The organism is Rhodanobacter sp. TND4EL1, assembly GCF_054061035.1.
On the sequence record NZ_JBSSDT010000001.1, the window covers coordinates 645,265 to 669,160 of the forward strand.

General features: G+C 63.2%; 18 protein-coding genes. 7 read left to right on the top strand and 11 right to left on the bottom strand.

The annotated features are described in order from the left end of the window. Nucleotides 1–463 precede the first annotated feature (463 nt). Nucleotides 464–2,146: a hypothetical protein gene (locus ACVWWQ_RS03015; RefSeq protein WP_133950074.1), complete on the bottom strand. Its 1,683-nt coding sequence runs from the start codon at nt 2,144–2,146 to the stop codon at nt 464–466. 194 nt (nt 2,147–2,340) lie between these two features. After that, nucleotides 2,341–4,011: a urocanate hydratase gene (gene hutU, locus ACVWWQ_RS03020; RefSeq protein ID WP_133950072.1), complete on the bottom strand. Its 1,671-nt coding sequence runs from the start codon at nt 4,009–4,011 to the stop codon at nt 2,341–2,343. Between the two features lie 466 nt (nt 4,012–4,477). Between hutU and ACVWWQ_RS03025 the strand changes: the two genes are divergently transcribed. The 3 genes from ACVWWQ_RS03025 (at nt 4,478) to ACVWWQ_RS03035 (ending at nt 6,984) form a co-directional block, all read left to right on the top strand. Beyond that, a complete protein-coding gene (locus tag ACVWWQ_RS03025) occupies nt 4,478–4,855 on the top strand; it encodes a response regulator (protein ID WP_133950070.1) in 378 nt (125 codons plus the stop codon). A gap of 96 nt (nt 4,856–4,951) precedes the next feature. Then, nucleotides 4,952–6,457 (top strand): DNA-3-methyladenine glycosylase 2, encoded by a 1,506-nt coding sequence (locus ACVWWQ_RS03030; RefSeq protein ID WP_133950068.1) that lies wholly within the window; start codon nt 4,952–4,954, stop codon nt 6,455–6,457. Beyond that, the gene (locus ACVWWQ_RS03035; protein ID WP_133950066.1) at nt 6,454–6,984 is read left to right on the top strand and encodes a methylated-DNA--[protein]-cysteine S-methyltransferase; all 531 of its coding nucleotides are present in this window, start codon (nt 6,454–6,456) and stop codon (nt 6,982–6,984) included. Before ACVWWQ_RS03030 ends, ACVWWQ_RS03035 begins: the two co-directional genes overlap by 4 nt. A gap of 35 nt (nt 6,985–7,019) precedes the next feature. On the opposite strand, the gene ACVWWQ_RS03040 is transcribed toward ACVWWQ_RS03035, so the two are convergent. Beyond that, nucleotides 7,020–7,427, bottom strand: a complete 408-nt coding sequence (locus ACVWWQ_RS03040; protein WP_133950064.1) for a hypothetical protein — start codon at nt 7,425–7,427, stop codon at nt 7,020–7,022. A gap of 52 nt (nt 7,428–7,479) precedes the next feature. Between ACVWWQ_RS03040 and ACVWWQ_RS03045 the strand changes: the two genes are divergently transcribed. Further along, a complete protein-coding gene (locus ACVWWQ_RS03045; protein WP_133950062.1) occupies nt 7,480–8,763 on the top strand; it encodes an alkaline phosphatase family protein in 1,284 nt (427 codons plus the stop codon). Nucleotides 8,764–8,895: 132 nt separating this feature from the next. On the opposite strand, the gene ACVWWQ_RS03050 is transcribed toward ACVWWQ_RS03045, so the two are convergent. The 5 genes from ACVWWQ_RS03050 to ACVWWQ_RS03070 form a co-directional block, all read right to left on the bottom strand. Then, nucleotides 8,896–10,182 (bottom strand): MFS transporter, encoded by a 1,287-nt coding sequence (locus ACVWWQ_RS03050; RefSeq protein ID WP_457383294.1) that lies wholly within the window; start codon nt 10,180–10,182, stop codon nt 8,896–8,898. A 155-nt stretch (nt 10,183–10,337) separates the two neighbouring features. Continuing rightward, nucleotides 10,338–13,361, bottom strand: a complete 3,024-nt coding sequence (locus ACVWWQ_RS03055; RefSeq protein WP_133950060.1) for a glycoside hydrolase domain-containing protein — start codon at nt 13,359–13,361, stop codon at nt 10,338–10,340. Nucleotides 13,362–13,460: 99 nt separating this feature from the next. Further along, entirely contained in the window at nt 13,461–14,447 is a 987-nt protein-coding gene (locus tag ACVWWQ_RS03060; RefSeq protein WP_133950058.1) for a DMT family transporter, read from the bottom strand. Between the two features lie 159 nt (nt 14,448–14,606). Beyond that, nucleotides 14,607–14,795, bottom strand: coding sequence for a hypothetical protein (locus ACVWWQ_RS03065; RefSeq protein WP_133950056.1), 189 nt, complete (start codon nt 14,793–14,795; stop codon nt 14,607–14,609). A gap of 99 nt (nt 14,796–14,894) precedes the next feature. Beyond that, nucleotides 14,895–16,265 (bottom strand): formimidoylglutamate deiminase, encoded by a 1,371-nt coding sequence (locus ACVWWQ_RS03070; RefSeq protein ID WP_133950054.1) that lies wholly within the window; start codon nt 16,263–16,265, stop codon nt 14,895–14,897. 89 nt (nt 16,266–16,354) lie between these two features. Here ACVWWQ_RS03070 and ACVWWQ_RS03075 point away from each other — a divergent pair, with 89 nt between their 5' ends. The 3 genes from ACVWWQ_RS03075 to hutI are packed head-to-tail and all read left to right on the top strand — an operon-like array spanning nt 16,355 to nt 20,700. Further along, nucleotides 16,355–17,914 carry a bifunctional GNAT family N-acetyltransferase/carbon-nitrogen hydrolase family protein gene (locus ACVWWQ_RS03075; RefSeq protein ID WP_133950052.1) on the top strand — a complete coding sequence of 520 codons (1,560 nt, stop codon included), beginning with the start codon at nt 16,355–16,357 and terminating at the stop codon, nt 17,912–17,914. A 40-nt stretch (nt 17,915–17,954) separates the two neighbouring features. After that, nucleotides 17,955–19,448, top strand: coding sequence for a chloride channel protein (locus ACVWWQ_RS03080; RefSeq protein WP_133950051.1), 1,494 nt, complete (start codon nt 17,955–17,957; stop codon nt 19,446–19,448). A 22-nt stretch (nt 19,449–19,470) separates the two neighbouring features. After that, nucleotides 19,471–20,700, top strand: a complete 1,230-nt coding sequence (hutI, locus tag ACVWWQ_RS03085) for an imidazolonepropionase (protein ID WP_133950049.1) — start codon at nt 19,471–19,473, stop codon at nt 20,698–20,700. Here hutI and lpxK read toward each other — a convergent pair. The 3 genes from lpxK to ACVWWQ_RS03100 are packed head-to-tail and all read right to left on the bottom strand — an operon-like array spanning nt 20,686 to nt 23,894. Beyond that, nucleotides 20,686–21,672 (bottom strand): tetraacyldisaccharide 4'-kinase, encoded by a 987-nt coding sequence (gene lpxK / locus ACVWWQ_RS03090; RefSeq protein WP_133950047.1) that lies wholly within the window; start codon nt 21,670–21,672, stop codon nt 20,686–20,688. The two genes, hutI and lpxK, sit on opposite strands and share 15 nt — an antisense overlap. A 9-nt stretch (nt 21,673–21,681) precedes the next feature. After that, complete coding sequence (gene msbA, locus ACVWWQ_RS03095) at nt 21,682–23,466, bottom strand: lipid A export permease/ATP-binding protein MsbA (protein ID WP_133950045.1); 1,785 nt, start codon at nt 23,464–23,466, stop codon at nt 21,682–21,684. Beyond that, nucleotides 23,463–23,894: an ExbD/TolR family protein gene (locus ACVWWQ_RS03100; protein ID WP_099651959.1), complete on the bottom strand. Its 432-nt coding sequence runs from the start codon at nt 23,892–23,894 to the stop codon at nt 23,463–23,465. Before ACVWWQ_RS03100 ends, msbA begins: the two co-directional genes overlap by 4 nt. Nucleotides 23,895–23,896 lie beyond the last annotated feature (2 nt).

Sequence of the window (23,896 nt, forward strand, 5' to 3'; positions counted from 1 at the left end):
TCGCTTTAGGGTCAGAGCCGACTTTCTACAGCAGCGCTTCAAGAAAATGCACTCTGACCCCTGTTTTGACCCCTGTTTTGGCCGAAAATGAACCTGACCCCTTATTCATTATCGCGTCGATGCTGCCGGGCTATGGCATCGAGCGACGCAGCCCGACGATTGCGATTGCGGGTCTGATTCGCACGACGACCATATCTGTCTGTTGGGTAGGATTGATGCTGGCTTAGAGGAAGGCTTCATCGTTGCGGACTCGCCGAGGGTCTATCTGCAACAGGGGGTAATCCGAGAGTCCGATGCTGCGGTCATTCGTGAGTTCTCGGAAACTCACGACTCCGGGAGTTAACGTCGGGAGCGACGGAAAGTCCCTCGCTCCGAGGCCGATAATCTAAACAAAGGGTCAGTTTCATTTAGCGCGCCTTTGAGTTAAATGAACCTGACCCCATATTTCGTTTTTAATGCATCTCTACACATCGGTGGTAGGAGTGACATCTCCAAAACCATTAAGCGGATCATCCGAGTGCATCCGGGTCTCTAAAAGATCCAGACCTATTGAGAAGGAATCAAACAAATCACTAATCGTAACGGCCCCACCGCGAGTCACTTCGGATGCAACGTGCACGGCTTGGAGCGAATTAATCACATAATCGTACAGATGGGTAATTAGTTGCGGCCTCACATTACCATAATATCCGGTGTGTGTAATCTTATTCCTCAGAACATAAATTCTGCGCAACTGACGCTCAACATCTGTCGCTGAGTCGCGAAACCTTTTATTAATTCTAGATTTCGACTTGAAAATATCGTGGATCTGCAAAATTTTGAACTTAAGATGCTCTTTATCTTGAATTGAAAAGAACAAATCTTTAGAGAGCGATTCCGAGTTAAATAGCACAAACAAATCACTCAACGTGGCGCGTTCAGAGAAAATACCATCCGAAAGTGAATGCAAGACCCTTGCCGATTCAGGTACTTCAATAGAATTGTCGACGAGAATTTTTCGAAGGTATTGCATGCGTCGCGTCAAAGAAAACGCAGCGTAAGTTCGCGGAATATATCGCAAAATGTTATCAATGATTGATCCCTGGCCAAATGAATATAACGACTCCAAGGCAATCCACATGTTGAGGAGCTTTTCTTCAGTAAACTCAGACTCTCTAGACAATCGGATATGGCGAAAACATCGCCTAAGTTGGCCCTTTCCATTAATATCCAGCGACCCTTCAAGTTTTTGGAAATTAATTCTTTGGGAGCCAAAATACGAACCGCCCTCTGAAGTCAGGAACTTCTGGAGCAAGCCAATATTGATGGGCTTAATGTCAAATCCCGTTGGCCCGTTCCAGCCAACCGCCGCGAATGCGGAAATTTTGCAAATTGCATCCCTCTCGAATGTCAGCGCGTAATCCAGAGATGACTCAATTAGTTCTTTGGCTTTCCAAGCCGCACTAACATGATCGGTACTAGTAATGGAAGTTTTTACGAAAATATTGGGTGACGTATTCCTTTCCAATTTATCCCGAACCGCAGCAAATCTCTCATCGATAACCTCTGCAGCTTGAAGCTGCCCACCTCTTAGATACTGAGACACCACCTCTGGTGAATGCACTTCAATTGCATATACGACCTCGTAATTGATTTTGCCGGCGCGCAATTTTCCAATAACATGATCATACTGCTCAATGAAGTTGCGCTTCCCATAATTATTATGGCGAGTAAACATCTCAGCTCTGTTGAAGAGATGGGTTGGGGAGTAATCCCTGTTCAAAAGATCCGTTATAAAATTTCCGGTTAATAAGTCGATTTTTAAGAGATTTGTTTCTATCTTTCCCAGATCTACACTGCCGGTCACCGCTTTTTTCAGCGCGCCGTCCAAATTTTCCGAGTATTTATCAGCCTTACCGCGACAGTGTTTAACGTAAAGCGCCATCTGAGCGATTGTTTGTCGTCCAAAGTCACCGCCTTTTATCTTCTTGTAGAGCGACTTTCTGATTGACTCATAGGACTTTATTAGGTCAAGCGCAAGATCATCTTTAGCGATACAATCCTCAAGCTCATCTAGAGTTGCGATCAAATAGCTTTTGACACGATCATCATCTCCAACATCTTCCAATTGCGATGAGATCTCCGCAAAAATACTGAAGACGCTCATTAATCTTGCTTGCGCAAAGTGCGGACTGTATAAGGAAAGTTTCTCTCTATAACATTCGACGAAGAAACGTGCCCTATAGTCGTGAGTGGGCAATGATTCCCACAGAGAATCTCGCAAATATTTGGTCACGCCAACTCCCCTTAAACCTTGTGCAAAAAGAAGGCAGTTCAATTACCTGCCATCGTTTTTTATGCTCAAACCATCGGCAACTTCAACCCCTGCTCTTTGGCGCACTCGATAGCCTCCTCATACCCCGCATCCGCATGCCGCATCACCCCAGTACCCGGATCGTTCCACAACACCCGCGCAATCCGCTTGTCCGCCTCCGCCGTGCCATCGCACACGATCACCACGCCGGAATGCTGCGAATACCCCATCCCCACCCCGCCGCCATGATGCAGCGACACCCACGTCGCGCCACCGGCCACGTTGAGCATCGCGTTGAGCAACGGCCAGTCGGACACCGCATCGCTGCCATCCTTCATTGCCTCGGTCTCCCGATTCGGTGACGCCACCGACCCCGAATCCAGGTGATCCCGCCCAATCACCACCGGCGCCTTCAACTCCCCATTCCGCACCATCTCGTTGAACGCCAGCCCCAGCTTGTCGCGCAACCCCAGCCCCACCCAGCAGATCCGCGCCGGCAACCCCTGGAAGCTGATGCGCTCTTTGGCCATGTCCAGCCAGTTGTGCAGGTGCTCGTCGTCGGGGATCAGTTCCTTCACTTTCTGGTCGGTCTTGTAGATGTCTTCCGGATCACCCGACAGCGCCACCCAGCGAAACGGTCCGATGCCACGACAGAACAGCGGTCGCACATAGGCGGGCACGAAGCCGGGGAACGCGAATGCGTTTTCGCAGCCGACGTCCTGCGCCATCTGGCGGATGTTGTTGCCGTAGTCGAAGGTGGGGATGCCTTGCGCGTTGAACGCGAGCATCGCTTCGACGTGGGTGCGCATGGAGTGCTTGGCGGCGTCGCGGGTGCCTTCGGGATCGCTCTGGCGACGCTCGAACCACTGCTCCACCGTCCAGCCCTGCGGCAGGTAGCCGTTGACCGGATCGTGTGCGCTGGTCTGGTCGGTGACGGCGTCGGGGCGCACACCGCGCTTGACCAGTTCGGGCAGGATGTCGGCGGCGTTGCCGAGCAGCGCGATGGATTTCGCCTCGCCTGCTTCGGTGTACTTCTTGATGCGGGCCAGCGCGTCGTCGAGATCCGTGGCCTGCTCGTCGACGTAGCGGGTCTTCAGGCGGAAGTCGATGCGGCTCTGCTGGCATTCGATGTTGAGGCTGCACATGCCGGCCAGCGAGGCGGCCAGCGGCTGCGCCGCGCCCATGCCGCCGAGGCCGGCGGTGAGCAGCCACTTGCCTTTGAGGTTGCCGCCGTAGTGCTGGCGGCCCATCTCGACGAAGGTTTCGTAGGTGCCTTGGATGATGCCCTGCGAGCCAATGTAGATCCACGAGCCGGCGGTCATCTGGCCGTACATCATCAGGCCCTTCTTATCGAGCTCGTTGAAGTGCTCCCAGGTGGCCCAATGCGGCACCAGGTTGGAATTGGCGATCAGCACGCGCGGCGCGTCGGCATGGGTGCGGAACACGCCGACCGGCTTGCCGGACTGCACCAGCAGGGTTTCGTCATCTTCAAGCGAGCGCAGCGCAAGCAGGATCGCGTCGAAGCATTCCCAGTTGCGCGCGGCGCGCCCGATGCCGCCGTACACCACCAGCTCGGCGGGGTTTTCCGCCACTTCCGGATCGAGATTGTTCTGCAGCATGCGGAACGGCGCCTCGCTGAGCCAGCTCTTGCAGCTGAGCTCGGTGCCGCGTGGCGCGCGGATGGTGCGGGTGGTGTCGATGCGGGTGGGTGCGGTCATGGGCGGAAGAACTCGGCGGAATGAATTTCCTGAGTATAGACCGAGCCCCGATGGCGGCTGGAGGGCATTTTGTCGGCCACATTCCGGTGTGTTCTGCGGAAGCGTCCCTGCCAGACTTCCCAACGCATAGGGCCACGCGCGCTGCCGGAAAACCGTTTTCATTCAGCAACTGATGACACCCCTGGAATTGCTCACCACGCGCCGGGCCCCCGTCACTCGGGTCGCTTCCCGCACCTGCAGGCAACGTTGCTCGCTTCGAGAACGGCTCGGTTGATGTCGGATTGCAATTCCCATCGGCCCCGTATCGCATGCATGCCTGCCGAGACTGGCCTTCCGCACCGTTGTCGGCAGGCATCTTTGCGAGCTGCGCCGCGGCCGGAATGTCGCCTGAGACTTCGTTTTCTCCTCACCGGGAATGCACGCCTGACGACCCATCCTTAGCCATCCCTTGCCAAGTCCAATGCCCATGACACATGCGCACAACCAGACCATTTTGTTGGCTGAAGACGACGGCAATGCCCGCGAGATCACAGCCATGGTGCTCGAAGCCGAGGGTTACCGCGTGCTGACCAGCAGCAACGGCAGCGCAGCGCTGGATATCCTGTTGCACGACGTCTCCATCGACCTGCTGCTGAGCGACATCAACATGCCTGGCGGCATCGACGGGATCGAGTTGGCTCAGCGCGCCCGGAAGCACCGGCCGATGCCGATCATGCTGATCTCCGGCAATCCGCGTGCCAGCTTCGAGCATTTCCCCGACGACGTGACGTTCCTGCCGAAGCCCTACGACCGTCGCGGTCTGTTGGGGGCGGTCAACGGTGCGTTGCACACTACCGCGATGTGATGATGCTCGCACCGCGTTGAGGCAGGGCATTCGTCATTTTGCATTGATGTCCGAAAACGGCGAGTGATGGCGGGGCGACGGTGCTAGCCTGCATCCATGAGCCACCCGTCTTCCCTGCCCGCCCCTGCTGTCTGCGAACAAGCACGACGCAGCCGTGACGCCCGTTTCGACGGACTGTTCTTCACCGCCGTCAGCAGCACGGGCATCTACTGTCGCCCGGTTTGCCCGGCACCTGCGGCGAAGCGGGAGAACGTGCGCTATTTCGCGAACGCGGCGGCGGCCGAAGTGGCGGGCTACAGGCCGTGCCTGCGCTGCCGGCCCGAATTGGCACCCGGCAGTGACGAATGGCAGCGAGGCAACCGGGTGGTTGCCGGTGCCCTGAAACTGATCGAGGCTGGTGCGTTGGCGGAGCAGTCGCTGGATGAACTGGCGGCACGCCTCGGCGTCGGCGCGCGACAGTTGCGTCGGCTGTTTGTCGAACACATCGGCGCACCACCGATCAGCGTGCACACCACGCGCCGTCTGTTGTTCGCCAAACAACTGCTGACGGAAACGGCGCTGCCGGTGACGGAAGTGGCGCTGGCATCCGGCTTCCGCAGCTTGCGCCGGTTCAACGCGGCATTTGCCCAGGCGAACCGGATCGAGCCGCGCGAACTGCGCCGTCATCCGCGCGCCGCAGCTGGCGCACCGCTGGTGTTGCGGCTGGGCTATCGACCACCGTACGCGTTTGATGCGCTGCTGGCATTTCTGCGCACGCGCGCGCTGCCTGGCGTCGAACAGGTCGACGAACTCGGCTATGCGCGGGTATTCGGCCTGGCCAGCGCGCCAGGCTGGCTGCGCGTCAGTGCCTGGCCGGACGACGGGCATGCGCTGCAACTGGAACTGCTTTGCCCGCAGCCGACGCAGATCCTCGGCGTGGTGACCACGCTGCGCCGGATGTTCGACCTCGATGCGAACCCGCAGATGATCACCGACACGTTCAGCAGCGATCCGGTGCTCGGACCGCTGCGCCAGCACGAACCCGGCCTGCGCCTGCCCGGCGGCTGGGACGGTTTCGAGATCGCGGTGCGTGCCGTGCTCGGTCAGCAGATCAGCGTGGCGGCGGCGCGCACGCTGGCTGGCCGCATCGTGCAACGCTGGGGCGAACCGGTGGCCGGCTTGCCCGCGGGACTGGAGCGCCTGTTCCCCACGCCAGCCGCGCTTGCCGATGCCGACCTGCGAGCGATCGGCCTGACCACCTCACGCGCCGCTACCGTGCGCGGCATGGCGCGGGCCCTGCTGGATGGGCGTGTGGATTTTCGCACCGAACAGTCGCTGGATGAATTTGTCGCGCGTTGGGTCGCGCTGCCCGGTATCGGCGAATGGACCGCGCACTACATGGGCATGCGGGCGCTTGGCCATCCCGATGCGTTTCCCGCGGCCGATCTGATCCTGCGTCGCGCCGCCAACCCGGACGGCGATGCGTTGACCACCAGCGAACTGAGCCGCGTGGCCGAAGCGTGGCGACCCTGGCGCGCCTACGCGGTGATGCACTTGTGGCGCAGCAGTGCCAGCGTCACCCCCACGCCGCGTACCTCACTCAAACGGAAGCCCCGTCCATGAACCAGCCTCAAGCCAACGTCATTCAATACAGCCACATCCCCAGTCCGGTAGGCACGCTGCGCCTGATTGCGGACAACCACGGCCTGCGCGAAATATGGTTCGAGCGCGAGGACCACCCTGAGCTGATGCCGCCCGACTGGATTCCCGCTGACGACACGCGGCTGCCCGCACCGCTGGCGGCCACGCGGCAGCAATTGCAGGAATACTTTGCCGGCGACCGCCAGCACTTTGACCTTCCGTTGCATCCGGTGGGCACGCCGTTCCAACTGGGTGTGTGGCAACAACTGCGGCTGATCCCCTACGGCAGCACCATCAGCTACGGCGAACTGGCGCGTCGCGTCGGCAATACTGCCGCCTCGCGCGCGGTAGGTTCCGCGAACGGACGCAATCCCTTGCCGATCGTGGTGCCCTGTCATCGCGTGATCGGCAGCAACGGAAGTCTCACCGGTTTCAGCGGCGGCTTGCCGATCAAGCAGAAGCTGCTGGCACTGGAACAGTGCCATGCAGGCGGCGATCTGTTTGTCTGATTCCGGATTGACCGGATCAACGGGGATGAAAAAGATCAGCCGCCGCTTTGCGCGGATTGCGGCAGTTCCTTCGGAACCACGCGCGGCAAACTGGACGCATCGCGCTCACGATTGAGCAGGTCCTGCTGCGCTGCCCGGTCACGCTCGCGCTGTGCCTGCTGGGCCTTGTCGAGTTGGTCGATCGTCCGTGGATCGGTGGCCGAGGGCCGCTTCGCGGTGTCCGACACAGACTGATGCAATTGCTGCTGCAGCTGGCTCTGCTGCAGATCGGCTTGCGCTTTCTGCTGCTGCGCGGCCTGCTGGAACTGCACGCTGGGCGACACCGGGCGAATCACCGGCTGCGTGCCGGACTGCCATGCGCACGCGACCCCGACTGGCGCAAGCGCCAAGCTCAACCACAGGTATTTCATCGGAGTGTGTCGAATAAGACGTGTCTTGGTCATGAGGGTGCGCGATCATGGGCGGCTGGTTTCCATGAATCGTAAGGTTGTTTGTATGAAAATCCTGTTTCGCGCGCTGATTTGCTCACTGGCAGCATTCAGCTTCGGTTGTGCCACGCAACGCCCCGTGCCACCCGCGGCCACGACAGTCCAGGCCGGCAAGCCCACCCCGCTGCTGCTGATCTCGATCGACGGTTACCGTCATGACTACCTGGAGCGCGGCCTCAGTCCCACCCTCGCCAAGCTGGCCAGCGAGGGCGTACGGGCGACGTCGATGCAGCCCTCGTTCCCGTCACTGACCTTTCCCAACCACTACACGCTGGTCACCGGCCGCACCCCCGACCACCATGGTGTGGTCAACAACACGATGCTTGATCCGCAATTGGGCAAGTTTTCGTTGAGCAGCCGCAAGGCGGTCAGCGATGGCCGCTGGTGGGCCGAAGGCACCCCGATCTGGGAAACCGCCGACCAGCACGGGCTGCGCACCGCCACGATGTTCTGGCCCGGTTCGGAAGCCGACATCCACGGTCATCATCCGGATTACTGGCAGGCCTACGACGGCAAGGTGACCCCCGCGCAGCGGGTGGACCAGGTGCTGGCATGGCTGGACCTTCCGGCTGCCGAGCGGCCCAGCTTCCTTACCTTGTATTTCGACGCGGTGGATCACGCGGGGCATCTCCACGGCCCGGACACGCCGCAGGTGAACGATGCTCTGCGTGAAACCGACACGGCGTTGACCCGGCTTGTCGACGGACTGAAGCGGCGTGGTGTGTTCGACAAGATCAACCTGATCGTGGTGTCCGATCACGGCATGGCCGGCGTACCGGAAGCGAACAGCGTGATGATCGATAAGCTGATCCCGCTGGACCAGGTACAGACCGCGAGCCTGGGCATCCTGGCCGGTTTCAACCCGAAGTCGGACAGCAGCGCGGATCGCGCCGAGTTCAGCAAGGTCGAGCAGACGCTGGAGCAGCCCCAGGCGCACATGCAGTGCTGGGACAAGACCCGCGTGCCGGCGCGACTGGCCTACGGAAAGAACCCGCGCGTGCCGCAATTGCTGTGTCTGGCAAACGTGCACTGGCGCATCACCACCAGCGAGTACGCCGCCAAGCGCAAGGGTCGGATGAGCCTGGGTGACCACGGCTTCGACAATGCATCGCCGCTGATGCAGGCGATCTTCGTGGCGCATGGCCCGGCGTTCCGCGTAGGTGCCAAGGTGCCCGCATTTCCGAACGTGGACGTCTATCCACTCATGACCCACCTGCTCGGCCTGCCGCCCGTCGCGAACGACGGTGACTATAACGCGGTGAAAGACATGCTGAAGCCGGCGGCACGTTGAGATCGGGGGAACGGGGAACGGAGGCGCGGGGGATTCAGGACGGCGTACGGTATCGCGGCCCTTCGTGGCGAGTCGGGAGGAAACACGACTTCCACGAACCTGAAAGCCCGGCGATCCTCCCCGTTCCCCGCACTACGGCATCGCTCCCTTGCTCATCGGCGTCGGCGGTGTCGCCACGTTGACCAGCGGAGCCAGGCGGAACAGCCACAGCGAGATCAGCAGCCCGGCCAGCACCAGCGCGCCGACGAACAGCGCGACGCCAGTCCAGCCATGGGATGCATAGAACAGCCCGCCGCTGGCGCCGGCGATGCTGGAGCCCATGTAGTAGCAAAACAGGTAGACCGAGGCCGCCTGTGCCTTCGCCGCGCCAGCACGCCGCCCCACCCAGCTGCTGACGATGGAATGGCCGCCGAAGAAGCCGAACGTGATCGCCACGATGCCGCCCATCACCAACCACAGCGGCTGCATCATCGTCAGTGCCACGCCGACCAGCATCAGCGCCAGGGCCGTCCACAACACCTTGCGTCGACCCAGCTTGCCGGCCAGGTGCCCCATCCATGCCGAACTGAACGTGCCGATCAGGTAGATCCCGAAGATCAGTCCGACCACGGTCTGGCTCAGGTTGTACGGCGGCGCCAGCAGGCGATAGCCGAGATAGTTGTAGACGGTGACGAACGCACCGAGCAGCAGGAAACCCTCGACGAACAGCCACGGCAGGCCGCGGTCATGGAAGATGCCGCCGAAGCGCCCGAGGAAGCTGCGCCAGCGCAGCGGTTGCATCACGAAATGGCGCGATGCCGGCAACGCCCGCCAGAAGATCAATGCGGCCAGCACGCCAATCACACCGACTGTGGCCACCCCGATGCGCCAGCCGAAAAAATCGGCCAGCACGCCGGAAATCAGCCGCCCGCCCATGCCACCCACCGCGCTGCCACTGATGTACAAACCCATGCCAAGGCCGATCGATTCGGGATGCATTTCCTCGCTGACGTAGGTCATCGCCACGGCTGGCAAGCCACTGAGGGTCAAGCCCAACAGGCTGCGCACCACCAGCAGGGCGGTCCAGCTCGGCATCACCGCCGTCACCAGCACCAGCACCGCCGACGCCAGCAGCGAAGCCACCATGATCGACTTGCGCCCCCACGCGTCGGACAAGCCGCCGGCGAACAACATCGCCACCGCCAGCACGCCGGTAGTCAATGACAGCGACATCGCCGCGCCCGCCTCGCTTACGCCATAGTGCCGACTGAACTCCGGCATCAGCGGTTGCACGCAGTACAGCAGGCCGAACGTGGCAAAGCCCGCGGCGAACAGGGCGAGATTGGTTTGTCGAAACGCCGGGGTGCCATGGTGGATGTAGGTATTCGAGGCACCGTTCACCGACCCGGTGGCGTCGGTGGATTCCAGAGTTTGTTGCATGGAATTTGCCAGCTTCGAATGTTTCGTTGGCGCCAAGGATAGGCCTCTCGGCGTCCGGCGTCATTGGTGCGGAAGCCGCCGGCAGCCGGACGGGAAGTCGCGGACCGCTGCACGATGGCTGCAGCGGTCCGCGGAATGTCGACCCGGTGTTCGCCCTACTCCAGGATCAGCAACCAGCCCTTGCCGGGCTCGATCGGAATCGCTTCGTCCGGCGTGAACTCCGCTGCCGGCTGGAAACCGGCGACGGCCGGTGCCTTCAGCATCACCTTGCCGGGCCGCAGGCCGAGTGCCTTCCAGTCGATGCGCAGCTTCACCGTGGTGCTCCGCGGTGCCCATGAGGCCAGCGCGATCAGGGTCTTGCCGTGGCGCACGTAACTGGTCGCCAGCACGTCGTCGCGGCCGGTCTTCACCGGCGCATCGTGTACCCACCAGCCGACCATGTCCGCCTGCTCGATGCCGAAACCGTCCCACAGTTTCCACAGCGGACGCGGATCACTGCCCTTGGACCACCCCAGCCGGCTGGTCATGCCGAACAGCATGCCGCGCCACGGATTGCCGTCGTTCTGCAGCATCTCGCCCATCAGTCCGTACGGAATGCCGGAGATCTCGGTGAGCCAGTAACTGGGCGAGGTTTTCTCGTAATCGAACTCCTCGCCGAACCACAGCCGGTCGATATACGGGAACAGCTCCATGTAAAGCAGTGCACTGTTGATATGGCCGTCGCTCGGGTTGAACTGGCTGGCCGAGTGCAGGTCGATCAGCGGATGCGGTCGACGCGACTGCAGCACTTTGCGCACGCGCTTCATGGTGGTGCGGTCGTAGGCGACGTCGTCGAGATAGAGGCCGTCGATGCCCACGTTGCGGGCGAGCCAGTCCAGCCCCTCGATGTAGTAGTTGTTCCAGCGGCTCTGGCCGGAATCGATCACCGCGGCATCGCGGTTTTCCGGCACATGCCAGGCGGCGATGTAGTCGCCATCGAGGTGCTCCTGCAGCCACGAGAAGCCACCGCCCTTGCCGGCGCTGATGATCTCGTGTCCGAGCGACTCGAGCATCGGCAGCTCCGGCGCGCGGTCGGACAGTTCGCGAATGGTGTCGTAGATCTTCACTTGCATGCCGCGCTGGTGCGCCGCGTCCACATAGGCGCGCATGGCGGGCACGGCGAGGAACGGATAATTGATCCACGGGTTGATCGGCGTGGCGTGATGGATGTTGACCACGTTCGCGCCATCGGCCTTGATCGTGTCCAGGTCGGCATACTTGTGGAAGTAGCGTTCGGCGAAATGCTCGGCCGGCTTGATCGTCTTGAACGGCGTGACGCGCATGACCACGTCGTAGCGCAACACCTGCCCCGCCGCCATCGTGCGCGGGCCGCTGAAGGCGTTGACCAGATAACGCGCGCCGTCACGCTTGAACGTGATGCCACCCTGCCCGGCGTTGTCCCACGAGGTGGGCATGCGCAGGGGCTGCTGATGATAGAAGTTGGTGTTGAGCGGACGCACGTAGTTTTCATCACGCAGATGGAATTCCAGGCCCGCATTCACCGCGCCGATCCAGGCGCCGTCCTGGTTGTTCTCGACATGCCACCTCCAGCTGAAATCCGCCGGTGCGTGATCACCCGTGCGGCCAAGGCCCAACTCGTACTGCGCGGTGTCGTCGCGCAGCGGGATCTCCAGGCGGATGTCCTTCAGCGCGACCGCCCGGGTGGCTTTCAGGGCAATCGCATAGGTGAGCGTGCCATCCGCTTCGAGACTGGCCGTGACGTCGCTCTGCAACGGGCCGACCTGCCCGGCGACGCGCCAATGCACCTTGGCCGGGCCATCAATCTGCACGCTGGGTGCGGTGCTCGTACTCAAAGCGTGGCTGCCGTTCGCATCCTGCACCAGCAACTGCATCGGCGCGGCGAGCAGGTTGCGCGGCTGCTTTGCGAAACCGGTCATCCGCTCGTTGAAACGGCTGCTCATCTGGCGCGGCAGGCCATTCGCATCCAGGGTGATCTGCCGACCGAGAATGCCGAGTTGCGTGCCGTTCACGGTGATCGCGGTGAACGGCTTCACCAGCGCATCGTTCTGTGCCAGCGTCGAATTGAGCCAGCGCAGGCGCGTGAGTTTTGCCGGGTCGTCGTCGCCATGCGCCACGGCCTTGGCCGCGCCCACTGTAATCGCCAATGGCACGGTCTGAGGCGGCACGCCCTCGGCGCTGATCGTCAGCATGCCGCGATACACGCCCGGTTTCGCCTGGGCGGGAATATCCAGCCCCATCCACAGTGGCTGCACGCGGCCCCTGGCCACGTCCAAAGTGGCAGTGAACGGCTGGCCGGTGTAGCCGATGCCGCCCAGATTGAAACAGGTCAGCGCGCCAGCCGGCAGGATCGCGCCGTCCGGGCCATGCAGATCCGCAAACGCCACCTGCACGTGTTCGACTGCGACACGCGGGGCCCACAGCCCGACCTGGAAACCCAGATATGCGCCGCGCAGCGCGGTGTCCGCCAACTCGCCGCCCGGGCCGCGCTGCACCCAGCGCTGCGGCAGCTGATCGAACATCCGTACCGGGTGGGCCCGCGTTTCGGGAAACAGCCAAAGCCGCCGGGTTGCGTGCGCGGCGAGCATTTGCTGCACATCCGCCGGCGTGGCGACCCGCTCCATCGCCGTGTACGCGTCGAAATCGCTGACGCCCTCGTAGCGAAGCACGCTGGCCGCGGGCAGCTTGCGCCAGTGCGCGGCATCGTGGCCGATCTTGCCGGCCCAGCCGGCCACGGCGGTGTCCTTCGGTACGGCGTAAGTCACTGTCGGGTAATTGCTGTGGCCAGTGCTGAGGTATGGCTGGTAGTACACCGCATAGATGCCGGCCTGGCGCGCCTCGAAGACCAGCTCGCCACTGGCCTGGTCGATCGCCCCGCGCAAAACGTTCGCCACCACCTTGCCGTCCGGCGCGGTGACGATCACCGCGACCTGTTGCGGATGAAGATCGCGACGGCGCCACGGGATGACGACATGCACGGCTTCGGCCGGTGTGGCCACTTGCACCAGATAACGATGATTGCCGTAGGTGGACGCGTCCCAGCGCAACGGACTGCCACCGTCAAAAGTCTGCGGCTGTGCCTGCAGTACGGTGCTGGCACCCAGCAGTGCACAGGCCAGCAGGCCGGGCGCCCACAGGCTCGGGAATCGTCGTTTGCTCATGGCTGGTGGAAACTCTTGCGGTCTTGATCGAAATCAATATGTAACTTGATTGAACGCAATTCGCAAGCAAAGGAATGAAATAGAAATGAATTGAAGAATTCAGGCGCTGCGGTCGCCCTTCAAGACGCGTACCGCGCGTTGATGTCCTGCCGCACCGCGACCGGTCACCCAGCCGAACAGCGCGATGCCGACGATGATCGCCAGCGCGCCGAGCGCCTCGTAACCGCGCGGCCATGCCTCGCCGAGGAACAACACGCCGAGCAAACTGGCAAACAGCAGCTCGGCGGCCTGCATCGCCTCCACCGCAGCCAGCGCGGTGGGTTCGCTGCGCACCATGTCGGTGGCGCGGAAGAACAGGATGGTCGCAATCGTGCCCGAAGACAGCGCCACCCCGCCGGCAAACAAGGCCTCACGCAACGTCGGCGGCCCCAACGTGCACCAGGCGACCGCGGCAAACACCAGCCACAACGGCCAACTGCACAAGGTCATGCCGAACACCCGTTGCACCGCATTGATCCGGATACCGCCGTGCTCCAGATGCAACAGCAGCTTGCGATTGCCCAGCGGATAGGCAAACGCCGCCAGCACCACCGCACCCATGGCCAGCCAGTCGCCCGAACTCAGCCGGCCGTGCGCGTGCCCCCATTGCAAGGCGAATACGCCGGTCACGATCAAGCCACCCAGCGCCAGCGTGCGCCAGGCCAGCCGGCGCCGCTCATCCCGATAAATCCATGGCGCCAGCAGCGGTCCGGCCAGCACGGTGGTCTGGAAGCTGCCGGCGATCAGCCATGACGGCCCGCTGTTCGCCGCCCAGGTCAGCGGCACGCCGAACAGCACGAAGCCCACGCTGCTCCACAACAGCCACGGCCGCGCATGCCGACGCAACTCGGCGGGCAATTCCCCCAGACCGCCCTGGAACGGCAGCACGGTGGCAAGCAGGGGCAAGGTAAACAGATAGCGCAGGATCACCGCCCACGCCCAATGACCGCCGCCAGCCACCAGGCTTCGGTTGAGGACATAGGTAAACGTGAAGAACAGCGCCGAGGCCAGCGCCAGTCCCACCGCGAGCAGAGCGTTCGAACGCATGGGGGCGAATCGGCCAAAGAATGAAGTGTGGCAAATCGCGCCCGGCTTGCGTAGGCCTTGCAGCCACGCACTAGGCCGCGTTGTGCACGTGGTCGGGCTCGTCGGCGGGCGCGGGTTGCAAGGCCATGCGCCCGCTTGGGTTCAAGCGGGTTTGTCCGGCTAGCGCCAGTAACCACCCACCCAGACGCGACGCGGCCCCCAGTAGCCGGGAATCCAGACTCGCGCGGGAGCCGGCGCCACCACCCTGGCGCGGGCAACGTGGCGCGGTGCGACAACGATGCAGCCGCCCAGCGAGATGCTGCCAGCCAGCAGCACCCCGGCGGCAAGACAGGAGGTGATTCGATGCATGGGACACTCCGTTCGTGGCAAGTGTCCTCAAAAACGCCACGCTGCCAGCGGCGATGACGCCGCCGCGTGCGTCCTGATGGCAGCCATTCAGGTTTCCGCTCAGCGCGCGGCCAGTGCGTCCACCGCAGCGCGATAGCGGGCAGCGATGCCTTTCTCGTCGCGATGCCTGAAATCGCGCACTTGCCAACGGCCGCCGACCATCACGTCGCGCACCAGCGGCGTGTTGCCGGAGAACAGGAAGCTGTCGATCAGTGATCGCGTGTCGCGCGCGGCCAACAACGGCGAGTGGTCGTCCAGCACGAGCAGATCGGCGCGTGCATCGGCGCGCAATTCGCCGATGGGCATGTCGCTGGCCAGGCTGCCGCCGGACAGTGCGGCACGCCACAAGGTTTCGCCCACGCTGCCGCCTTGCTGCCGTGCCGCGATGTTGCGATGACGACTGAGCAGACGCTGGCCGTACTCGAGCCAGCGCAGTTCTTCCACCGGCGAAATCGAGATATGCGAATCCGAGCCGATGCCCAGCCGGCCGCCGGCGTCGAGAAATGCGGCCAGCGGAAACAGCCCGTCACCCAGATTGGCCTCGGTGGTGGGACACAGGCCGGCCACCGCGCCACTGCGCGCCAGCTGAGCGGCTTCCGCCTCGGTCAGATGGGTGGCATGCACCAGACACCAACGATGGTCGACTTGCGCATGGTCGAACAACCACTCCACCGGACGGGCGCCGCGAGTGGCCAGGCAATCCTGCACTTCGCCGATCTGCTCGGCAATGTGGATGTGAATCGGTCCGCGCTGCGCCAGCGGACTGGCCAGTACCTCGCGCATGGCCGGTTCGGGTACGGCCCGCAGCGAGTGCAACGCGATGCCCACGCGCACATCGTCGCTTTCATGCGCACGCAGCACGTCAAGCAGGCGCAGATAGCTCTCCACCGAATGACCGAAGCGGCGCTGCCGGGCGGTGAGCGCGCGGCCATCGAAACCACCGCTCATGTAAAGCACGGGTAGCAGGGTCAGGCCGATGCCAGCCTCGCGCGCTGCCTCGATCAGCGCCAGCGACATCGCTTCCGGCTGCGCGTATGGCGTGCCGTCGGGCTGATGGTGCAGATAATGAAACTCGCAGACCTGGGTGTAGCCGGCCTTGAGCATCTCGACGTATAGCTGGGTCGCGATTGCCTGCAACTGCTCCGGCGTGATCGCGGCAGCGAACGTGTACATCGTTTCGCGCCAGCTCCAGAAGCTGTCGTCCGCCTTGCTGCGACGCTCGGCCAACCCCGCCATGGCGCGCTGGAACGCATGGGAATGCAGGTTGGGCATGCCCGGCAATACCCAGTTTCCGATCGACTCGGAAGGTTCGTTCGAGCTGGCCAGCAGCGTACCGGCAGCGGACAAGCCGAAGCCGGCCTCGGCGCGCCAACCGTCGCCAAGCCAAAGCTGGCTGGCCTTGAATGCCGATGGACTCTGCCACTCACTCATCACGCTCGCTCCGCATCGAATGACCCAGTGTACCCGGCACCCCGTGGGGTCTTCACCCGAGCGCAAAGTGGACTGTGCATAATCATTCCATGACCAAGAAAATCAGCGAAAACACCCCGAAACTTTTGCTGCGCCAGGCGCGGCTGAACGACGTGCCGCAGCTCGCCGAGCTGACTGGACGCGTGTACACCCCCGAATGGGGGCATTCCCAGGAAATGCTGCGCTCCCAGCAGACGCACTTTCCGGAAGGCCAGTTCGTGGTCGAGTACGAAGGTCGGATCGTCGGCTATTGCGCCACCTTCCGCATCGACGAGGAAACCGCGCTGGCACCGCACACCTGGTCGCAGATCACCGGCGGCGGCATGGGTTCGCGCCACAAGCCCGACGGCAGCTGGCTGTACGGCATGGAAGTGGTGGTGCACCCGGACTACCGCGGCATGCGCATCGGCCAGCGGCTGTACCAGGCACGAAAGCGCCTGTGCACCGATCTGAAGCTGCGCGGCATCGTGTTCGGCGGACGCATTCCCGGGCTGGCCAAGAACCTCCAGCGCTATGGCAGCCCGGAGGCTTACGTGCAGGCCGTGGTGGATGGCAAGCGCCGCGATCTCACCCTGAGCTTTCAGCTGAACAATGACTTCGAGGTGCTCGGCCTGCTGCGCGGATACGTGCCGTCGGACCATGATTCGCTGGGCTACGCGGTGCACCTGGCGTGGCGAAATCCGCGCCTGCACGACCAGCCGGACATGCCACCGATCTCGTCGCCCCGGCACCTGCCGGACTCGGTGCGCGTGGCTTCGGTGCAATATCAGCAGCGCAAGATCAAGTCCTTCGAGGAGTTCGCCACCCAGGTCGAATACTTCACCGACATCGCCGCCGACTACAACGCGGACTTTGTCACCTTCCCCGAACTGATCACGTTGCAGCTGCTGTCGATCGAGAACACCGAGCTGTCGCCGTTCGAGTCGATCCGCAAGCTGAGCCAGTACACGCCGCAGGTGAAGGAGCTCTTCAGCCGCCTGGCGGTGCACTACAACATCAACATCATTGCCGGCACCCACCCGACCGAGCAGGCCAACGGCGACATCCACAATGTCTGCTACGTGTGCCTGCGCGACGGCTCGCTGCACGAGCGCGAAAAGCTGCATCCCACGCCCAGCGAACGCAACGTGTGGAACATCACCGGCGGCGAAAGTGCGGCGACCATCCTCACCGACTGCGGCCCGATCGGGGTGATGATCTGCTACGACTCGGAATTCCCCGAGGTGGCCCGCCATCTCACCGACCAGGGGGCGCTGATCCTGTTCGTGCCGTTCTGCACCGATGTGCGCGAAGGCTACCTGCGCGTGCGTTACTGCTCGCAGGCGCGAGCGATCGAAAACCAGTGCTACGTCGTGTTGTCCGGCAACGTGGGCAACCTGCCCGGCGTCAACAATTTCGACATCCAGTATGGCCAGAGCTGCATCCTCACGCCCAGCGACTTCGGCTTCGCCCGCGACGGCATCGCGGCCGACTCCACGCCGAACATCGAAACCGTGCTGTTTGCCGACCTGCGGCTGGAAGGCCTGGCCAAGGCGCGCAATGCCGGCGCGGTGACCAATCTGAAGGATCGCCGCTTCGATCTGTACGAAACCCGGTGGCGGCCACGTTGAAAACGCCGGATGAAGAGGACGGTCTGCGATAATCAGCGCCATGTCCGAACCCCAGCAGCCTCCATCAAAGTCGTCCAATCCGCGCTTGCAGGCGCTGCTGGGGCATGAATTCTTCGCGCCACATCAGTGGAAGCGCCGGCTGGTTCTGTGGTTCGGCGCGGTGCTGGTGGCGCTTGCGGCGATCCTGTTCGCCAAGGCCAGCGTATGGTCGTACGACTTGTTCAAGGACATTCTAGGCTACGGCATCTGGATTCCGCTGATCCTGACGCCAATCGTGTTCGCCCTGCTCGCCTGGGTCACCGAAGGCAAATTCCGCGCTACGCGCGGCAGCGGCATCCCGCAGGTGATCGGCACCTTGCACATCGAGGACGAAGGATTTCGGACGCGCATGCTGGCGTTGCCGATCGCCGCCGGCAAGATGCTGCTGACCTTGATCGCGCTGGCCGTCGGTGCCTCGATCGGCCGCGAAGGTCCGACCGTGCATGTGGGCGCGGGGCTGTTTCACTGGCTTGGCCGGCGCTTCGGGTTCACTGACCCGAAAGCCGCCTCGCGATTCATCCTGGCCGGCGGCGCCGCCGGCATCGCGGCAGCGTTCAACACGCCACTGGCCGGTGTGGTGTTCGCGATCGAGGAACTGGCCGGCACCTTCGAGCACCGTTTCAGCGGCTTGCTGCTGACCGCCGTCATCATCGGCGGTGTCGTTTCGCTCGGCATCATGGGCAATTACTCGTATTTCGGCGAGGTCGAGGCGAGCCTGCCGCTCGGCCACGCCTGGCTGGCGGTGCTGTTGACCGGCGTGATCTGCGGCCTGTTGGGCGGATTGTTCGCGCGCCTCATCCTGCTCAGCAAAACGGGGCCATTGGCCCAGGTGGGTCGCCTGCGCGCACGCTGGCCGGTGATTTTTGCCGGCGGCTGCGGCCTGGCGCTCGCCGTGATTGGCGTATGCACGCACAACACCGTTTACGGCACCGGCTACGACCAGGCGCGGGCCATCGTGCAGGGCGCGGCAACCATGCCGGACCAGGGGTTCGGCATCGCCAAGCTGCTGGCGAACGTGGTGTCGTACTGGGCCGGCATCCCCGGTGGCATCTTCTCGCCGGCGCTGGCCGTCGGTGCCGGTCTGGGCCAGAACATCGCCCACTTCCTGCCGGATACACCAGTAGCTGCCGTAGTGTTGCTGGGCATGAGCGCCTACCTCGCCGGCGTCACGGGCGCACCGCTGACCTCCGCGGTGATCGCCATGGAACTGACCGACAACCAGGACATGGTGATCCCGATCATGGCGGCCTGCCTGCTCGCCCGTGCCGCGGCGTCGCTGTTCTGCCCTACGCCGGTGTATCGCGATTTCGCCGAACGCATGGTGCAGGACTTTGAACGCCAGCAAGCCAGCCAGCACCCCAGTCAGGATGTGGTGTACGAGTTGAATGAAGATGCGCTCGACGAGTCGGCGGAAACCATTCCCCCGGCAGTCCGCACCACCGCGTTCGAAGAACCGTCTGCACCGGCTGACCCGTCGCCTCCATCGCAGCCCTGAAATTCGCCGGAAGAGTGCCGTCATGAGTCACCCCCACTGGGACACCTTGCTGATCAACGCGACGCTCGCGACATTCGCGGGTAATGCGCCGTACGGCTTGATTGAACACGCCGCGCTCGCGATGCAGAACGGTCGCATCGCCTGGCTTGGACGCATGAACGACCTGCCCGGTGAGCCCACCTTGCTGGCCGAGACGGTGCATTCGCTCGATGGTGCGCTGGTGACGCCCGGCTTGATCGATTGCCACACCCATCTGGTGTTCGGTGGCGATCGCGCCCACGAATTCGACCTGCGCCTGAATGGTGTCAGTTACGAGGAGATTGCCCGCGCCGGCGGCGGCATCGCGTCCAGCGTCAAGGCGACTCGGGCTGCCAGCGAAGAGCAACTGCTCGCCCAGTCACTCCCCCGCGCCCGTGCGCTGCGGGCCGACGGCGTGACCACGATGGAGATCAAGTCCGGCTACGGGCTCGAACTGGACAGCGAACGACGCATGCTGCGCGTTGCTCGCAGGATCGGCCGCGAACTGGGCATCAACGTACGCACCACCTTTCTCGGCTTGCACGCGTTGCCACCGGAATACCGGGAGCGACGCGACGAGTATGTGGCCCTGGTTTGTGACGACATGCTCCCGGCGCTGGCGGCCGAAGGCCTGGTGGATGCTGTCGACGCGTTCTGCGAGGGTATCGGTTTCAGCCGCGAGGAAACCCGCCGGGTGTTCGAGCGCGCAAGGCAACTCGGCCTGCCGGCAAAGCTGCACGCCGAGCAACTGTCCGATCTGGACGGGGCCGCACTGGTGGCGGAATACGGTGGACTGTCCGCGGATCATCTGGAGTACCTCAGCGACGCTGGCGTGCGTGCGATGGCCGCCGCCGGCACGGTCGCCGTGCTGCTGCCCGGCGCGTTCTATGCCCTGCGCGAAACGAAGCTGCCGCCGCTGACAGCACTGCGTGATCATCGCGTACCGATTGCCATTGCCACCGATTGCAACCCGGGTACGTCGCCCTTGCTGTCGCTGCGCATGGCCGCCGGCATGGCTTGCACCTTGTTCCGCATGACCCCGGAAGAAGCGCTACGCGGCGTCACCGTGAACGCGGCGCGCGCGCTCGGACTGCATGACCGAGGCACGCTTGCGCCAGGTCAGCGCGCCGACTTGGCGGTGTGGCATGCGAAGCAGCCGGCGGAACTTTGTTACTGGATCAGTGGACAGCTGCTGCGCGAACTGTGGATAGCCGGCGAATCAATGCCGGTGTAGCGCTGCCTCGACCCGTGCGGTAAGCGTGTCAAAGAACGCTGCCGGCAACTGACCGCGTACCGGCACACGGAACCAGCCCGGCCGGGCAAATCCGGTGCATTTGACGGCGTCCTTGTCGGTCATCAGTACCGGCAAAGCGTCAGCGAATGCCAGGTCCTCCGGAAGGAAAGCGTGGTGATCGGCAAACGGGTGCTCAAGCACCTCGATTCCCGCCTCGCGCAAGCTGTCGAAGAATCGCCGCGGATGGCCGATCGCCGCCACGGCATGGACGCGCTGACCACGAAATGCCGCCAGCGGCTGGCGATGTCCGTCCCGCAAGCCGACCACCTCGCCACCGTGCAGCTGCATCGGATACTCACCGGGCTCGACGGTACCGCCATTGCACACGCGCAAGTCAACGCGCTGCAGCCGCTCGATCGGTTCGCGCAATGGGCCGGCGGGCAGCAAACGTCGATTGCCGAAACGACGCACGCCATCGATCACGCAGATTTCCACATCGCGCGCCAGTCGATAGTGCTGCAGCCCGTCGTCGGCGATCACGACATTGCAGCCGGCATCAAGCAACAGCCGGGCCGCGGCGGGTCGATCCCGCCCCACCGCGACCGGCACGCCGCCGGCATGGATCAGGCAGGGCTCGTCGCCCACCCGGGCCGGATCGGGCGCATCACCAAGCAGGATCGGCTCGCGCTGCGTGCCGCCATAGCCGCGGCTGACCACACCCGGGCGAAGTCCCCGCTCACGCAGTGCCTCGACCACAGCCATCGTCAGCGGCGTCTTGCCCGTCCCGCCGACCGTCAGGTTGCCGATCACCACGACGGGCGCGGGCAGTCGCACGCTGCGCAACATACCGCGTCGAAACAGTAATGCCCGCAGCCGCATGGCAGCCCCGTACAAACCAGCCAGCGGGGCCGCCCACCACGGTGCGCGACCGTTGCCGTACCAGGCTGATTCGAGCGTATCGATCAGCGCCATGCCCGCTCCTCAGTCGCCAGCCTGTTCGACCGCATGGTCGTGGAACTGCATGCGATGCAGCGCCGCGTATTGGCCGTTGAGCTCGATCAGCTCGGCATGCTTGCCACGCTCGATGATGCGTCCCTGATCCATCACCGCGATCTGGTCCGCGCCTTCGACGGTGGACAGACGATGGGCGATCACCAGGGTGGTGCGATCGCGCATCAGCCGCTGCAGAGCCTGCTGGATCAGCTGCTCCGATTCGGTATCGAGCGCGCTGGTGGCTTCGTCCAGCACCAGGATCGGCGCGTTCTTGAGAATGGCGCGGGCAATCGCGATGCGCTGGCGCTGGCCGCCGGAAAGCGTGTTGCCACTCTGCCCGATGCGGGTGTGGATGCCCTGCGGCAGGCGCGCGATGAATTCCATCGCATTGGCTGCTTCCGCGGCGGCGACAATGTCGGCCTCGCTGGCACCGGCCAGTTCGCCATAGGCGATGTTGTTGGCCACGGTATCGTCGAACAACACCACGCTCTGGCCGACCCAGGCGATCTGCCGACGCAACGAGGCCAGTGTGTATTCCTCGTAGTTCGCACCATCAAGCACGATGCGCCCGCTGCTGGGTTCGTAGAACCTCGGCAGCAGACTGACCAGGCTGCTCTTGCCACTACCGGAACGGCCGACCAGGGCCGTTACCGTGCCTGGTGCACACACCAGGTCGACCCCACGCAGCGCCTCGTCATCGCTGCCTGGATAGGTGAGGCGCACGCCATCGAAATGCAGGTCGCCGCGGGTGCGTGCCAACTCGCGCTTGCCCTGGTCCACTTCCGGCGGCAGGTCGATGACTTTGAACAGGTCTTCGGCGGCCGACACGCCGCGCTGGATGTTTGCCTGCACCTGGGTCAGACGCTTCAGTGACGGCATCATCGCGCCCATCGCGGTCAGTACCGCAATGAACACACCCGAGCTGATCTGGTCGATCACGCCCGGCCGGGTGCCCAGAAACACCAGTGCCGCCAGCGCAAAGGCGGCGACGGTCTGGATCGCGGTGCTGGACAACGCGCTGGTCGCGGCGATCTTCAGGTTCAATCGGCGCGCGCTGTGGGTCACTGCGTCGAAGCGCCCGGCCTCATGTTGCTGGCCACCGTAGATGCGCACTTCCCGATGCGCGCCTACTGATTCCTCCACCGTACCGGTCACTGAGCCCATCATGCCCTGGATGCGCCGGCTGATCAGGCGATAGCGCTTGCTGACCACGGTAGCGATCAGCACGATCGGCGGAATCATGACCAACAAGGTCAACGTGAGATAAGCGCTGTTGTGCAGCATCACGTAGAACATGCCGATCACGGTGACGCCCTCGGTCACCGCCACTTTCACCGCGTCGGTCGAGGCCGAAGCCACTTGTTCGCTGGTATAGGTGATTCGCGAAATCTGCTGGCCCGACGGTTCGCGGCCGAAGAAGGTCGCCGGCAGGCGCAGGTACGACGCGAACACGTCGTGCTGGATCGACTGCACGATGTTGCGCCCGATGTAGGCAATGCCATAGTTGCTGACGAACGTACCGATGCCACGCAGGCCGAAGATCGCGATGATCCAGATCGGCATCCAGAAGATCAGATACGGGTCCTGGTGGAGAAACAGATCGTCAAACATCGGTCGCAGCAAATTGGTGAACACGGCCAAGCCGCCACCGTCCACTGCCATGCCGACCAGGGCCACCAGGCCCACCGCCCAATAGCGCCGCGTGTAGCCAAGCAGTCGACCATAGACGCGCCGGCTTTCAGCGTCCCACAAGCTGACCTTGCCCTTGCTCACCGCGCTGCGGCCGGCTTGGTCGGCGTGGTCGCGATCGACAGCCGGGTAAAGCCGAGCTGGCCCAGCGCATCCATCGCGGTGACCACGTTCTGGTTCGGCGTCATCGCGTCGGCGCGGATCGTCACCGGCCGGTCGCGGTCGTTGCCGGCATTGCGCGCAATGGTCTGCTTCAGCGCCTCAATGCCTTCGCCCATCACTTCATCGCTGCCCACGAAGAAACGTCCATCGTGGTCGATCATGATCGTCAGCGCCTGGGTGTTCAGGTCGCGATCCTGCGTGCTCGCCTGCGGCAAGGTGACCTGCAGGCGGGAATGCTGGATGAAGGTGCTGGTGAGCACGAAGAACATCAGCAGGGTCAGCAACACGTCGATCAACGGAATCACGTTGATCTCGAAGTCGTCACCCCGGCGGTCGTTACTGATACGCATCG

Coding starts and splice junctions, on each gene's coding strand:
- ACVWWQ_RS03015 (WP_133950074.1), bottom strand. CDS start 2,146: ATGAGCGTCTTCAGTATTTTTGCGGAGATCTCATCGCAATTGGAAGAT.
- hutU (WP_133950072.1), bottom strand. CDS start 4,011: ATGACCGCACCCACCCGCATCGACACCACCCGCACCATCCGCGCGCCA.
- ACVWWQ_RS03025 (WP_133950070.1), top strand. CDS start 4,478: ATGACACATGCGCACAACCAGACCATTTTGTTGGCTGAAGACGACGGC.
- ACVWWQ_RS03030 (WP_133950068.1), top strand. CDS start 4,952: ATGAGCCACCCGTCTTCCCTGCCCGCCCCTGCTGTCTGCGAACAAGCA.
- ACVWWQ_RS03035 (WP_133950066.1), top strand. CDS start 6,454: ATGAACCAGCCTCAAGCCAACGTCATTCAATACAGCCACATCCCCAGT.
- ACVWWQ_RS03040 (WP_133950064.1), bottom strand. CDS start 7,427: ATGACCAAGACACGTCTTATTCGACACACTCCGATGAAATACCTGTGG.
- ACVWWQ_RS03045 (WP_133950062.1), top strand. CDS start 7,480: ATGAAAATCCTGTTTCGCGCGCTGATTTGCTCACTGGCAGCATTCAGC.
- ACVWWQ_RS03050 (WP_457383294.1), bottom strand. CDS start 10,182: ATGCAACAAACTCTGGAATCCACCGACGCCACCGGGTCGGTGAACGGT.
- ACVWWQ_RS03055 (WP_133950060.1), bottom strand. CDS start 13,361: ATGAGCAAACGACGATTCCCGAGCCTGTGGGCGCCCGGCCTGCTGGCC.
- ACVWWQ_RS03060 (WP_133950058.1), bottom strand. CDS start 14,447: ATGCGTTCGAACGCTCTGCTCGCGGTGGGACTGGCGCTGGCCTCGGCG.
- ACVWWQ_RS03065 (WP_133950056.1), bottom strand. CDS start 14,795: ATGCATCGAATCACCTCCTGTCTTGCCGCCGGGGTGCTGCTGGCTGGC.
- ACVWWQ_RS03070 (WP_133950054.1), bottom strand. CDS start 16,265: ATGAGTGAGTGGCAGAGTCCATCGGCATTCAAGGCCAGCCAGCTTTGG.
- ACVWWQ_RS03075 (WP_133950052.1), top strand. CDS start 16,355: ATGACCAAGAAAATCAGCGAAAACACCCCGAAACTTTTGCTGCGCCAG.
- ACVWWQ_RS03080 (WP_133950051.1), top strand. CDS start 17,955: ATGTCCGAACCCCAGCAGCCTCCATCAAAGTCGTCCAATCCGCGCTTG.
- hutI (WP_133950049.1), top strand. CDS start 19,471: ATGAGTCACCCCCACTGGGACACCTTGCTGATCAACGCGACGCTCGCG.
- lpxK (WP_133950047.1), bottom strand. CDS start 21,672: ATGGCGCTGATCGATACGCTCGAATCAGCCTGGTACGGCAACGGTCGC.
- ACVWWQ_RS03100 (WP_099651959.1), bottom strand. CDS start 23,894: ATGCGTATCAGTAACGACCGCCGGGGTGACGACTTCGAGATCAACGTG.